This is a genomic window from Enterococcus sp. DIV0170 (genome assembly GCF_051710765.1).
Lineage (GTDB): Bacteria > Bacillota > Bacilli > Lactobacillales > Enterococcaceae > Enterococcus_A > Enterococcus_A raffinosus.
In genome coordinates this window covers 599,744-613,280 of record NZ_JBIOLG010000001.1, presented here as the reverse complement: position 1 = coordinate 613,280, position 13,537 = coordinate 599,744, and the positions used below count along the sequence as shown (strand labels likewise).

12 protein-coding genes are annotated in these 13,537 nt (G+C 37.0%); 2 read left to right on the top strand and 10 right to left on the bottom strand.

From position 1 onward, the window contains the following. Positions 1-4 precede the first annotated feature (4 nt). The 7 genes from IGI50_RS02900 to IGI50_RS02870 all read right to left on the bottom strand — a co-directional run bounded on the left by IGI50_RS02900 (position 5) and on the right by IGI50_RS02870 (position 8,340). Entirely contained in the window at positions 5-856 is an 852-nt protein-coding gene (locus IGI50_RS02900) for a PRD domain-containing protein (RefSeq protein WP_438776123.1), read from the bottom strand. A 210-nt stretch (positions 857-1,066) separates the two neighbouring features. Then, positions 1,067-2,014, bottom strand: coding sequence for a DHH family phosphoesterase (locus IGI50_RS02895; protein WP_438776122.1), 948 nt, complete (start codon positions 2,012-2,014; stop codon positions 1,067-1,069). A 14-nt stretch (positions 2,015-2,028) separates the two neighbouring features. Further along, on the bottom strand, positions 2,029-3,360 hold the full coding sequence (locus IGI50_RS02890) for a DRTGG domain-containing protein (protein WP_010746826.1): 1,332 nt from the start codon (positions 3,358-3,360) through the stop codon (positions 2,029-2,031). Between the two features lie 141 nt (positions 3,361-3,501). After that, positions 3,502-4,923 carry an MFS transporter gene (locus IGI50_RS02885; protein ID WP_438776121.1) on the bottom strand — a complete coding sequence of 474 codons (1,422 nt, stop codon included), beginning with the start codon at positions 4,921-4,923 and terminating at the stop codon, positions 3,502-3,504. Positions 4,924-5,012: 89 nt separating this feature from the next. Next, positions 5,013-5,219 carry an MJ0042-type zinc finger domain-containing protein gene (locus IGI50_RS02880; protein ID WP_010746828.1) on the bottom strand — a complete coding sequence of 69 codons (207 nt, stop codon included), beginning with the start codon at positions 5,217-5,219 and terminating at the stop codon, positions 5,013-5,015. A 120-nt stretch (positions 5,220-5,339) separates the two neighbouring features. Then, entirely contained in the window at positions 5,340-7,022 is a 1,683-nt protein-coding gene (locus tag IGI50_RS02875) for a ribonuclease J (RefSeq protein WP_438776120.1), read from the bottom strand. 271 nt (positions 7,023-7,293) lie between these two features. After that, positions 7,294-8,340, bottom strand: a complete 1,047-nt coding sequence (locus IGI50_RS02870) for an aspartate-semialdehyde dehydrogenase (RefSeq protein ID WP_438777563.1) — start codon at positions 8,338-8,340, stop codon at positions 7,294-7,296. Between the two features lie 297 nt (positions 8,341-8,637). Between IGI50_RS02870 and IGI50_RS02865 the strand changes: the two genes are divergently transcribed. Next, complete coding sequence (locus IGI50_RS02865) at positions 8,638-9,456, top strand: hypothetical protein (RefSeq protein ID WP_438776119.1); 819 nt, start codon at positions 8,638-8,640, stop codon at positions 9,454-9,456. Positions 9,457-9,515: 59 nt separating this feature from the next. On the opposite strand, the gene IGI50_RS02860 is transcribed toward IGI50_RS02865, so the two are convergent. Together IGI50_RS02860 and IGI50_RS02855 are read right to left on the bottom strand one after the other, a co-directional pair. Continuing rightward, a complete protein-coding gene (locus IGI50_RS02860) occupies positions 9,516-10,712 on the bottom strand; it encodes an MFS transporter (protein ID WP_010746832.1) in 1,197 nt (398 codons plus the stop codon). Positions 10,713-10,727: 15 nt separating this feature from the next. Beyond that, positions 10,728-11,015, bottom strand: coding sequence for a hypothetical protein (locus IGI50_RS02855; protein WP_010746833.1), 288 nt, complete (start codon positions 11,013-11,015; stop codon positions 10,728-10,730). 405 nt (positions 11,016-11,420) lie between these two features. Between IGI50_RS02855 and IGI50_RS02850 the strand changes: the two genes are divergently transcribed. Beyond that, the gene (locus tag IGI50_RS02850) at positions 11,421-12,077 is read left to right on the top strand and encodes a Crp/Fnr family transcriptional regulator (RefSeq protein ID WP_218257316.1); all 657 of its coding nucleotides are present in this window, start codon (positions 11,421-11,423) and stop codon (positions 12,075-12,077) included. Between the two features lie 34 nt (positions 12,078-12,111). Here the strand turns inward: IGI50_RS02850 and IGI50_RS02845 are convergent, their stop codons facing one another. After that, positions 12,112-13,521 carry a L,D-transpeptidase family protein gene (locus IGI50_RS02845; RefSeq protein WP_438776118.1) on the bottom strand — a complete coding sequence of 470 codons (1,410 nt, stop codon included), beginning with the start codon at positions 13,519-13,521 and terminating at the stop codon, positions 12,112-12,114. Positions 13,522-13,537: the final 16 nt, after the last annotated feature.

The following is a 13,537-nucleotide window of genomic DNA, read 5'->3' as shown; positions in this document are numbered from 1 at the left end:
ATTTTTACTCTTCTCCTTTGTATTCTTTTATTTTCCGCAATCGTTCAACATGAATGGCTACATAACCTAATTCTTCTGTGGTGATTGCTAATTGGTAATGCTTCATCAAAAAGACTCGAATCTTTTTAGCAATTTGATAGCTATCAGGATACTTGTTTCTTACCATTTCGATAATGTCCTGATCTAAAACGGCATAACGCTGGTTCTGATACCGCTGCAATAATAAGCGTAGATGATTCGCCAAACGCGAGTAGTCTAATGCCATTTCTTGAGAACGGATATTTATCTCTAATTCTTGTTCAATTAAATGAATCACATCCGAAATAATGCTTACTTCTCTTATGCTGTCATGATTATTATTTTTCCCCGTTCGAGCGCTGTGAATATGGATTGCGATATAGCCAGCTTCGTCATACCCATAAGGTATTTCTAATGTTCGATTCAAATAGTCGACTGCCCATTGCGCAATCCCAAATTCTTCCCCATACAGAATCTCGATCTCACTTAAAAGCTTGTTTCGAATTACGATTCCATTAGCGATGTTTTGAGCTGCAAAGGCAATGTGATCTGTCAATGAAATAAAAATATGTTCATTCAGTTTCTCCATAAGAACCGTTTCAGCATGATCAATGATTGCTTCAGCAGCAAAAAAGTAAGATTCGTTTATTTGATTTAATAAGGTCTGTAGCTTTTGCTGTCCTTCTGGTTCCATCACAAACAAACGCTCAATATCACGAGAAAAAAGCAAATCATTTCTTTGCTTATTGAACCCGACACCCTTGCCGATAGCAATCTTCTCTTCTCCTCGATCATCTACCAATACTGCATTTTGATTCAATATTTTTTTGATTTTCATTTGTTTTCCTCATTCTGCAGAATAAATTCACTGTTTTAACTAGACATTGGCCAAATAAAAAGGCATGGAAAGAAACACAAGGAGTCCCCTTGCGATTCTTTCCATGCCTAGTATGATCTAGTCACATGAAACAGTATTTGTTAACAATTTAAATAGTATAGACCAATGAAGGCTTTGTCAATACTTTTTTTCGAATTTTTTTCAAATTATTTATTTTTTTCGATAATTTTCGCACAAAATTTGGATTTCATGGTATATTTCTTGACACATTGCTTGGTCTTTAGCATTTGCTCCACTAGCTAATGGGTGACCGCCACCATGATATCTTTTGGCCAAATTATTGATGACCGGTCCCTTGGAGCGCAATCGAACGCGATAATATCCTTCCGGCTGCTCCACAAAAACTGCCCAAGCCAATACAACGTCTATTGTTCCTGGCAATGGAACCAGAGATGCAGTGTCAGAGTCCTTGATCCCATATTTTTTTAAGATTCCTTGATCCAAAAATACATATCCAGCACCATTGTTATCAATCTGCAAGTTCTGGTACAGGTATCCTGAGAGCTTCGCAACATCCAACGAAATTTGATCAATCTCTCTATTTAATTTGGTTGCATCAAAACCATAATCCAATAGTTTAGCTGCTACCTGCAACGTATGTGAAGTAGTTGCGGGATATAAGAAACGTCCCGTGTCTCCAACAATTCCTGCATATAATAAACGAGCGGCATTTTCTGTTATCGCTAATTTTTCAGCAAATGCAAAATCAGCAATAATCTCACTGCAGCTACTTGCCTGTGTATTAACCCAAAGCAAATCACCATAAGGATCGTCATTGGGATGGTGATCGATTTTTATTAATTTATCTCCTAATGCATAACGTTCATCACTGATTCGAGGTGCATTCGCTGTATCCGTCACAATTACCAACGAACCTTCATATAGTTGGTCAGGAATCTCGTCCATTTCTGCTAAGAACGCTAGACCTTCTACAGGCCCGCCGACTTGATAAACTTCCTTATCTGGAAAGTTTGTCCTCAGGATTTCAGCAAGCCCGCATTGTGAGCCCAATGCATCAGGATCAGGGCGCATATGACGATGGACAATGATCCGATCGTACTGCTTAATCATCTGTAAAATTTCTTTTGTAATTGTCATGCTACTTCCTCTTTCTAAGAACGCTCCATCACTTGGCAAACCACGATCGCTTTAGCAACGATCACATTATCAATATATACTTCTAAATCCACTTTCGCAGATCGACGTCCCAATTCTAATGTTTTTGAATGGATCTCAATTTCACTTTCTAATTGAATCAAACGTAAATAATGTAAATTCATTTGTTCAATTAGTGTATTCCGACGTTGATCCATTAAAATGCTCCGCTGCGCTACATTCGCTACAATCTCGCTTAGTACGCCAAATGAAATTGTTCCAACACTATTAACCATCTGTGGGGTAACTTCAAATTTAAAATATGGATTTTCTAACAAATTATCATCACGATCTGTATCAACAGTTATGATGTCTCCTACAATTTGATCGGAAATTGTGTTAGACATTTGGGGTTGGCGTTGAACAAGCTGCATTGCTTTCATAACATCTTGGCGACTAACCATTCCTACAAGTGAAAGATCATCCTTCACCACAGGCATCATCTCAAGTCCATCCCAAATCATCTGATGACTTACTGAAGCCACACTCATACTTTGCTTTACAACATTAGGATCGCGAGTCATTACACGATCAATCACTTGATTTTCAGCCTTCCCTAAAACGTCCTTCGCAGTTACAACTCCCAATACACGCATGCTTTTATTTACAACAGGAAAACGGGAATGCCCAGTTTTTTCAGACAGACGGTGATACGTTAGGATGGTATCGCCAGCTTGTAAATACACTGTTTTTTCCAGAGGCATGTAAATATCACTGACCTGCATGATATCTTTTTTAATCAATTGGTCGCTTAATGCGCGATTTATCATAGTTGCTACCGTAAACGAATCATAGGTTGTACTTAAAACGGGTAGCGCTAGATCATCTGCTAATCTTGCGATTTCAGGGGTGGTGTCAAATCCACCAGTAATCAAGACAGCTGCCCCATCTTGTAAAGCAAGTTTCTGTGCACCTTCGCGGTTTCCAATGATTAATAACGATCCCGGTGTGATATATCGGCGCATAGCTTCTTCAGTCATAGCACCAATAACAAATTTATTTAAGTCTTTATCCAATCCATTCGAGCCGCCTAGAACATCTCCCTCGATAATACGAACGACTTCACCGAAGGTTAGTCGTTCAATATTTTTCTTTAATTTGCGTTCAATTCTAATCGTTCCAACACGTTGAATCGTTGAAACTAAACCAATATTTTCTGCATCCTTAATCGCACGGTAGGCAGTCCCTTCACTGACACGCAGATTTTTTGCAATACTGCGAACAGAGATACGCTCACCCACGGGCAAGTTTTCGATGTGTTCTAAAATCAAATCATGTTTTGTCGCCATAATTTCCTCCCGTTATAGCATTTATCTATTATATTAGTACAGCTTAGCAAAACTAGTATAACAGAGTACTTATAAAAAAAGAAGTCAACCGTTACCATTCAAGTAACAATCAACTTTTTTTGTGTTAATAGATAAATTAAGTTACCGTTTTTTCCTGAAACGTACAAGAGATATCATCAAGGCAACAGCACAAATTACTAACGAGGCTATAAAAGTCACTCTCATCCCATAGATAAAAATATCCGGGCGGCCATTAACATATGTCGTTACCCGTTGACCATAGGCTGTACTCATCCCACCATATAGAATCGTCGTTGATAAAGCGATTCCAATAACCATTCCTAGATTTCGAGCAAAGGAGTTCATACTTCCGGCCACACCTAAATTTTCTTTTTCAACACTACTCATGACAATCGTGTTATTGGGCGACTGGAATAGAGCATTTCCCATTCCCATAATGGCTGTCGCTAATACGTAATACCAAATAGGGCTCGACTGACTCATAAAGACATAAAGCAACTGAGTGATTGATAGCAGCGTCAAGCCGATCAATACCAATTTTTGCGGACCAATTTTATCTGTCAAATAGCCGCTTAAAGGCGATCCGATGACCATCAAAAAAGGAAATACCATCATCAACAATCCAGCATAGCTGGCTGTTAATCCTCTAGCATTCTGTAAATAGAATGGCATGACTACATTGACAAAAAAGTTCGCTGAAAAAATCAAAAGAGCTGTAATCAAACTCATCGTAAACATTTTATTTTTTAGAATGCTAAAAACCAACAGTGGGTTTTCTTTGCGTTTTTCTACTTGGATAAACAGGATGAAAAAGATGATTGCAGCAATAAGTAAAAGAACTGGCAACGTATGAATATAACCAACTTCTTGCCCAATAAAAACAGCACCAAAAAAGCTCATAATAGTGAGTGCAAAGGTTGCAAAACCAAGCCAATCAATTTTCTTTTTAGACATCGTGAGATCCTTAGGTAAAAATTTCTCTCCAATCAAAATTGTCAAAATCCCTACTGGTACATTGATCCAAAAAATGTATGACCAAGAAAAATGCGCAAGAATCAAACCGCCAATGCCAGGACCTGCGATTGACCCTAAGGACACAAAAGCACCAATTGCCCCAAGCGCTCGTCCTCGTTCCTCCATCGGAAAAACTTCTGTTGTAATCCCTGTATTAGTAGCCATTGTCATACTAGCACCAATACCTTGAATGACTCGCCCAAAAAGAAGCATTGTTAACGAATGATTAAACCCACACAAAAGGGAACCTAAAGTAAATACGATCGTACCGATTCGATACACTTTAATCTTACCGAAGCTATCTCCTACTTTTCCAAAAAGCAGCAAGCATGCACAAACGATCATTAAATAAATTGATACGACCCACTCAGCCTTATTCATTGGAACTACTAAGTCTTTTGAAATAGTGGGTAATGCAATATTTACAATACTTGAATCTAAAGTAGACATAAAGGTAAACATCGCAACAGAAACTAAAATCCACCACCGATTCTTTTGAACCACAGGATCATCTTGATACGTTTTCATTCATAAACTTCCTTTCGCTACAAAAATGAACCATAGCTATTCTAAAGGATACTCCTAAAAAAAAGCAAACCAAAACAAAAAACGAGAGATTACTCTCCCGTCTTTTTATCATATTTTCCGTCTTCACGATCTTCAAAGGTCATGAAATATCCATTTGTAATCCTTGTTTCATATACATGATGACAATTCGGACATTCAACCGGCATTGCTTCTTTTGGATGTTGCTGAACATTTAATACCTCATCAACAAAAAAATGTGTGCCGCAATTTGGACACTTTAATGGTTTTTCCAACATATGACCAGCCCTCTCTACATTTACTTCTTTTATAATGATACTCCTTTTTTCAAAAAAAACAGAGCAGAAAGGTCAAAAAAACTTCTCCGATAGAAAATGACTACAGAAGAAGTTTCTTTTTTACTTATTACGACGTCCACGTCGTTGATTTGCTTCCATAATAACTGGCAAAATAACAGGACGGCGTTTTGTTTGCTCAAATAAATAGCGGCTTAGCTGATCACGAATGTCTTGCTTTAATTTGCTCCATTCGAAATCATCAGAATGCAAATGCTTCTCTACGATCTCACTCGTTGTCTCAGCACTCTCTTTGATCAAATCACGACTCGCTTTGATATAAACAAATCCGCGAGAAGTAATCTGTGGAGCAGAAACAATTTTTTTCTGCTTACGATCAATCGTTACAACAACCACAAAAATACCATCATCCGACAAAACTTTACGGTCTCGCAAAACAATATTGCCGATATCGCCGACACCAATACCATCGATCATGATATTGTCCGCAGGTACACTGCCGGCCGCACTCATATGTTTATTTTTATATTCCAACACATCTCCGCGTCCAGTTATAAAAATATCTTTGAATGGCATGCCTAACTCATTGGCTAAACTGGCATGTGCCGCCAATTGACGATACTCCCCTTGTACTGGGATAAAATATTTTGGAGACATGAAATTCATCATCATCTGCAAGTCACGAGGATTAGCATGTCCTGAAACACGTAAATTCTCAGAAATACTCTTTACAATCCCGCCAGCACGATAAATCATGTCTTCAGTTTTCGCAACCGTTGTTTCCATTGCGATGGTTGGTGTAGTAGTAATATAGACTAAATCCCCATCTTCAATTTTAAGATTTCGATGAGAACGATTGGCCATCTTTTGTAATGACTTAATCGGTTCGCCCATACGACCTGTTTCTAGAATAATTAATTCTTCATCTGGATATTTCTTCATTTCCTTAATCGTTACTAGAATGTCTTCAGGCACTTCCAACTTTTTCAAGCGCATCGCCGTTTTAATGATACGATCTAGGTCTTGTCCAGTTAGCACCACTTTTCGTCCGGCTTTTTCTGCCGCATTCAGGATTTGCTGAACACGCTGTAAATTGCTGGCTACACAAGCCACAATGATTCGGCCATTCCATTCATTAATCACATCATAGACTTCACTGGCGATCTCGCGTTCAGAAGCTACTTGAATCGCATTTTCTGCATTTGAAGAAGAACTTAATAATGCTAGTACACCCTCTGAACCAATTTCAGCCAAACGACGATAATTTGTCGCATACATCGGAATTGCAGTAGGGTCAAATTTAAAATCACCTGTATAAACAACATTGCCTTCATCGGTTTTTAAACTAATCCCCACAGAATCTGGAATTGTATGTGTCGTCCGGAAGAAACTAATAACTGCCGTACCAAAATCAATCTCTGTGTGTTCATCAATTACATGAAAGTCTTTAAAACCTTTACTCTCTTCATTTTGACTCACATTTAATTTTGCCAGTTCAATTGTTAATTCTGTTCCAAAGACAGGCACTGCCACTTCAGAAACTAAATAAGGCAACGCACCGATGGCATCCGCGTGACCATGTGTCAAAAAGACCCCCGCTACACGATCTGCATTTTCAATTAAATAGGTAAAATCAGGAATCACAACATCAATCCCTAACAATTCATTTTCTGGATATTTTAGTCCACAATCTAGGACAAAAATATCATTATCCACTTCAACTGCGTACATGTTTTTACCATTTTCACGTACTCCACTGAAGGGAATTATTTTGACTGTACTCAAAAAATCCACCTCTCTAGTTTATTTATCTATCGTTTCAGCTTACTCAGACCCCGTAATCAGTACGGTCTGTGCCTATACTCATTAGCTATTATACATGATTTTTTCTGAAAAACCATTGATGGAAAATGAATCGTCCCTTCCTTTAATAGAAACTTACTTAACGTCCAGAGACTCCTCTCACTATCTGACTTATTTTTTGCATTTCTTTTTCTCAAAATATATTACAATTCATCAAAAAAAAGAAGCGTGAAAGATTCACACTTCTTTGATTCTATTCGAATAGGTTCATTTCATACATTGTTTCAGCAATTTGAAGGGAGTTCCATGCCGCACCCTTTAATAAGTTGTCTGAAACAACCCAAAGGTGGATTCCTTTTTCCTCGTCTGGATCTTTACGAATTCGACCCACAAAAGTTTCTTTTTTGCCCACACTGTTTAATGCTTGTGGATAAATTTGCTGGCTCGGATCATCCTCCAACACTGCTCCAGGTGCATTAGCAATCAACTCTTGAATTTCTGCTACTGTCGCCGTTTTTTCTGTCTCGATATAAACAGACTCAGAATGTCCACTCATAACTGGAATACGAACACAAGTTGCAGATACTTTAATCGTGTCATCTTCCATAATTTTTTTTGTTTCGTTAATCATTTTCCACTCTTCATTTGTATAGCCGGCATCGGTAAATACATCAATCTGAGGCAGTGCGTTGAATGCTAGCGGATAATGCTTTTTATCCCCTCCGCAGGGTAAGATGTCTGCTTTCCATTCTTCAACAGGCTTCTCATCTAGAAAATCCTTTGTTTGTTGTTTTAATTCTTCCATTGCTTGATTTCCAGCACCAGATACGGCTTGGTAAGTTGAAACAATGATACGTTTTAATCCATAAGCTTGGCGGATGGGCTCTAAAGCCACCATCATTTGGATGGTTGAACAATTAGGATTGGCAATAATCCCCTTATGATCACGCAACGCAGAAGGATTCACTTCTGGAACAACTAAGGGAACCTCTGGATCCATTCTATAATGACTTGTGTTGTCTACTACAACCGCCCCGCGCTTAACCGCTTCAGGTGCAAATTTTGCAGATATACTGCCTCCAGCTGAAAATAGAGCAAGATCTATATTTTCGAATGAATCTGGTACCAATTCTTCGATAGTTTGAGTTTCGCCTTTAAATGAAAGTTGCTTTCCAGCAGAACGCTTTGAAGCTAAAAACTTTATTGTACCAAGGGGTAAAGAACTATTTTCTAATAATTTGATCATTTGTGTTCCTACTGCGCCAGTAGCACCGACTATTGCAACATTCATTTTCCTCATCATAATCACTCTTTCGTATCATAGTATTTTAATAGTTTATCATATTTATCTTGAAACGCAAGCGCGTCATTCTTGTTCTTCTCTATTCAAATTATTAGAATTTCCAATACAAGGCTCAATTTATATTTCAATGTTCTATTTTGCCTAAATAACTGATATAACAAAGATAATATAAATTTTCTAATCAAATTGTTGTAAAATAATTTAAAAAAACGAAGATTATTGAATATTTTTATTGTGATTCTCTAATAAAAGCTTTAGAATTAATATGTAAGTGTTATTCACAGGAGGGCATTCATGAAAGTTAACGGGTTTATCATTAAGCAAATGCGTGAATATGCGAGCTTGGCTCGTGACAACTTTACCGCTATTTGTTCAACAGCTGACTTGGAACTGATTGAAGAGAAAAACTGGGGCATATTGGAAGTTGTTTTGGATCTTTGCAAGACATTGGAAATTCCTTATCAAAAGGCTTTTCCAGAATCAACGCTTTTAAATGAAGTCTCTTTGTTAAACATCGTTCGCTGCTTACATTTACGTCAAGAGTTTTCTAGTGTTTTATTTTTGTTAGATAATTATGGAAAAAAAATTACTTATGTTAATGCGAGAATCGTCGGTCACCTGATGTATTTCCGAGCATATGCAAACTTATTTGGCAATCATGATACTCGAAAAGCCGTACATTATTTTCAACGAGCCTATACTTTTTTACACGATGAAAAACGCTACGAACTTTTAGTACTTAAAGGATTAGCCACATGCTATCAAGTTAATGAAGAAAAAAAGCGCGCACAAATCTTTTTTGATCGTGCTGAACAATTGGAGGAAAAAATGAATACTCAACTACAATTAGGTCCATCTTATTATCAAGCTGCTTGTTTCTATGCCAATCGTGGAAATCAAAAAAAAGCTAATGCTCTTTGCGATGAAGGGATACAGACATTATTAGAAGTAAATATGACTACGGGTCTTGAAGAATTATTTTTTGAAAAAGCTACGATCCAAGAAAATATTGAAGATCAGATTGAGCTTCTGAAGCAGGCTGATTATTATGCGAATATCAATGAAAACTTTAATTTAAAAGAGCTAATCAACCAAAAACTAACAAGTATCTAAACGAAAAGCATAAGCGTTGCTAAGAAAAGTTAGCCTCGCTTATGCTTTTTTAATTGCTTCTAGATGTTAGAATTAATCGATTTATTTGGTCGATAGAAAATCATGTACAAAATAGCAACCACTATTGGAATCACCGCACAAAAGATATAGATATGTTGATAAGTTCCCAAAATTCCTTTGATTGCCCCTAACAAATAAGGGCCAACGCCTAGTCCTAAATCTAGACCAATGAAATATGTTGATAAGGCAACGCCGATGCGAGCTGTTTCAACTAATTTGAGTGTCACTGCCTGACCATTCGCCATAAAGGTCCCATAACCAAGGCCCACAAAAGCTCCTGCAACCAATAATACAACGGCATTCTCTGTAAAAGCTAACAAAATTAACCCGATAGTTAAGCAAATAAAGCTTGGATACATGACAGAATTTTCACCATGTTTATCAAAAATTTTTCCTGACATCGGCCGAGTAATCGTAACAACTAATGCATAAACAACAAAGAAAAAAGCTCCTGCAGTCACTAAATGTAACTGATCAGCATAAATCGAAAGAAACCCTAACACACTTGAGTAGGCGATCCCAATTAGAAAAGCGATTCCTGCAATAAACAGAACTTTAAACTCAATAAAACTTTCTAGACTAAAGGTATTAATTTTAGCTCGATGCTCCTCTGTTAAGACGATGTTATTGACCTTAAATTTGAAGCAGGCGACTGATGTGATAAATGCCAACACAACCGCTAGAATAATAATTGCTTTAAACCCAACCAAGGGTAATAGAAGCAAGCCGATAAACGGACCGATCGCAGCGGCTAAACTGGTACTTAATCCGTAATAATTGATTCCCTCTCCATACTTTGACTCTGGAATATAGGCTGTAACAATCGCATTTGCCGCTGTGGAAACCGCCCCATAGCCAAAACCATTTAAAAAACGAACGCCATCCAAAATTAGAATGTTGCTGCTGATCAGATAAGCAGCTGTTGTAATTAAATAAAATAGTGCGCCATAACGCAACACCGCTCGTCGACCGAATAATTCCAATTTTTTGCCAATGTATAAACGGGCAAGCAAGGTGCCAATAATATAAATCCCAACAGCAAACCCCGCCTGTGCAGTTGACGCACCTAGACTTTGTGTAGCGTATTTCGCCGTGATTACGACAAAACAATAATATACTAAAAATACAACAAAATTGATAATCGTTATTGTGACAAAACCTTTATTGAATAACTTTTCCTCTTCCTTAATTTTCATTACCTACTCTCATTATTATGCGATACTCTCATTTAGTTTCTTTAAATCAGAAATTTTTTCCGCAACCTTATTGTAGTTAGACGGATAACGATCTACAGCTTGACTAATAAATAGATCTCGCGTACGATCAAATGCTGCCAAAAAGTCTGCTAGCGCTTTATCATTTTCCTGCGTATAGTCTTTCCTTAACATTAAGGCATTTTGATACGCATCGTTAAGAAAAACCAATACCGCTTCCTTTTCAAACCGTACCTTGTAAGCTGATTCCAAACGTTCGATCATTGCACATGTCCATTCTTTCATATCTAATCACTCCTTTTTTTATTAAAGAACTTAGTTTTTCAATTAGAAAAAATAAATTCTATTTGCAAGATATATATCAGCCAACTAAATTTCTGCTAGATAACACATCTGACTTCCCCCTCTTTTCCTTTTTGTTGTGAAATGTTGAGATGAGATTATCTTGCTTCCAAATTTTCTAATCAATAGAGCATTTGGCTTGTGTGACTTACCTGATCGATTATACGGATATAAAAAAAGAGCGAAATCAGTTTTTTTAATAAAAAATGACTTCAAACTTTAATGACAATAAATTTCATTAACATTTGTTAGTATCTTTTTTGAACATACTTTTAATCAAATTAGAAGAGCACTTATGATAAAATAGTAATGAAAATTTCAGCAAAGCATGGAAGGAATAAAGTAAAATTGGATAATACAGCCTTAACAGACTACTTAAAAAAAAATAATTTCCCTATCGTAACCAAAGAGTATAAAAAATACTTACTTTACGAAGGAATTCAAGATCATCATGTATACATTTTAAAAAGCGGCGTTATCAAGACGAGCGTTATCTCCAGAGATGGCCGTGAATTTAACCTAGAATACATCAATGATCTTGAAGTAGTATCCTTGTTGAAGGATGAGTACTCACAATTTATTGATGCCCCTTTTAATATTCGTGTCGAATCTGAAAAGGCCGAACTTTATCAAATCGATCGTGTCGAATTTTGGAAGGATATTAATCAGAACTTTGAATTACAAATCTATGTTAAAAACTATTATCGAGAACGATTGCTAAAATCAATGAAGCGAACACAACAGATGCTGATGAACGGTAAATTTGGAGCTGTCTGCACACAAATTTATGACTTGTATGATAAGTTTGGTGTCGAACTTGATGACGGTGTCTTAATTGATTTTATTGTGACTAATGAGGAGATTGCTCATTTCTGCGGGATTAACGCTGCAAGCAGTGTTAGCCGTATCATGCATGAATTGAAAAGCTGCGGGGCGATCCAAATGATTAATCGCAAGATTTTGATTAAAAATATTGAATTAATTAAAGACAATATCATTTTCTAATTTAAAAGGTTCAGCCTAAAAACGGCTGAACCACTTAAATTTCTGTTCCATATTCTACTGGCTTATCAAATTCACCTGGAGCATCATCATAGATATGACCATATATGAATACTGGCATGCCAATATAGCTATATTCATAAATTTCCGCTACCTTGGCTTTTGGTGTATTTACACAGCCGTAACTGCCTAGGTCCGTCTGATAGGCACCTGGCTGACCAAAATATTGTAATTTATGGTCTGTGTCATGAAGGCCGATTTCAGTAATCGTTTGTCCATAACTTAACAACGGCATCCAATAATCTACCGGCACATTGTAAGTTCCATCACCTGTTGTCAAAACACCACTTAAATCGACATTACGTCGTTTATCCATAATGGTGTGAAACCCAGGAACAGTCGCTGTTCCTTTATTATATCGTCCAGTAATCACGTCTGTTTCAACAACCAACTTTCCTTTATTGAAGCAGTACATTTTTTGATTGTCTAAATCAACTTCTATGTAATTTTTAGTTATGTGGAGAGGCTGTTTTTTCGTATCTCCCTTTAAAACAAGTTGAATCGTTTTAGTATCAGAGTTCTTTAAGGCTTTGGTTATTTTCTTGGTAGACTCTTTGATATCAATAAACCAGCCATAATTTCCTACATTTTTGTATTGTAGATGTTGTCCATGAATATTGGTGAAATCAACTGATTTATAGATCGTGGAATGCTCTCGCTCTAAATCTGCTACCCATTCTATAATCAAAGCTTGATCAAAATTCCCTTGGTCATCTATGGAATCTGCTAACATTTGTCCAGTTAGAGGAATCTTTTTTTTGTTGAGCTTCAGCATGATTCCCCGATCCTTTATCTTCTCCAACTTTTGCGGAATTTTTTTTCGGTTTAAATCCTTTGCGGTAATTTCCGGTTCACGATAGAAATCCCCCAAATCGTACTCAGTTCGCAAATTCCCCTCATCGAATGCTTTCGAGAGCTCTTTACGAATACGAACAGAATCAACCACTGTTCCACTTTCTTCTGGAACAATTTGAAATTTTTTATCTTTATAGATAATTTTTGCATCTTTTGCTTCCTTCCCGCCAAGAAAAGAAGCAGCGTTAACAGCTTGAATTAACTCTTCCTTCGCTTCTTTTTTAAAAGGTAGACTAAATTCTCCTTTGCGAATATTCTTTTTCAAATATTCCTTTTGAATCCTGTAAGGAGAAGTGATTTGAAGTTTCACTGTTTGGTTTTCACCAATCAATCTAATCTCAACCTGTTTTGTTTCTTGTCTGATTTTTTTATCAGCTTTATTGATTGACAAACCACCAACAGCGACATTCGCAACTGTCGACCCAAAATAAAAGTGCGAACCAAAATAAACAAAAATTAACATTAATGCCGTCATTGCCCCCGCAACAACACCAACAATCCGCAGCACTACTCGATGTTCATGCTCTCCCAACCCTTATCACCTTCTT

What these genes read in the sequence shown, in the direction of transcription:
- IGI50_RS02900 (WP_438776123.1), bottom strand. Translation starts at nt 856, where the DNA reads ATGAAAATCAAAAAAATATTGAATCAAAATGCAGTATTGGTAGATGAT.
- IGI50_RS02895 (WP_438776122.1), bottom strand. Translation starts at nt 2,014, where the DNA reads ATGACAATTACAAAAGAAATTTTACAGATGATTAAGCAGTACGATCGG.
- IGI50_RS02890 (WP_010746826.1), bottom strand. Translation starts at nt 3,360, where the DNA reads ATGGCGACAAAACATGATTTGATTTTAGAACACATCGAAAACTTGCCC.
- IGI50_RS02885 (WP_438776121.1), bottom strand. Translation starts at nt 4,923, where the DNA reads ATGAAAACGTATCAAGATGATCCTGTGGTTCAAAAGAATCGGTGGTGG.
- IGI50_RS02880 (WP_010746828.1), bottom strand. Translation starts at nt 5,219, where the DNA reads ATGTTGGAAAAACCATTAAAGTGTCCAAATTGCGGCACACATTTTTTT.
- IGI50_RS02870 (WP_438777563.1), bottom strand. Translation starts at nt 8,340, where the DNA reads ATGAGGAAAATGAATGTTGCAATAGTCGGTGCTACTGGCGCAGTAGGA.
- IGI50_RS02865 (WP_438776119.1), top strand. Translation starts at nt 8,638, where the DNA reads ATGAAAGTTAACGGGTTTATCATTAAGCAAATGCGTGAATATGCGAGC.
- IGI50_RS02860 (WP_010746832.1), bottom strand. Translation starts at nt 10,712, where the DNA reads ATGAAAATTAAGGAAGAGGAAAAGTTATTCAATAAAGGTTTTGTCACA.
- IGI50_RS02855 (WP_010746833.1), bottom strand. Translation starts at nt 11,015, where the DNA reads ATGAAAGAATGGACATGTGCAATGATCGAACGTTTGGAATCAGCTTAC.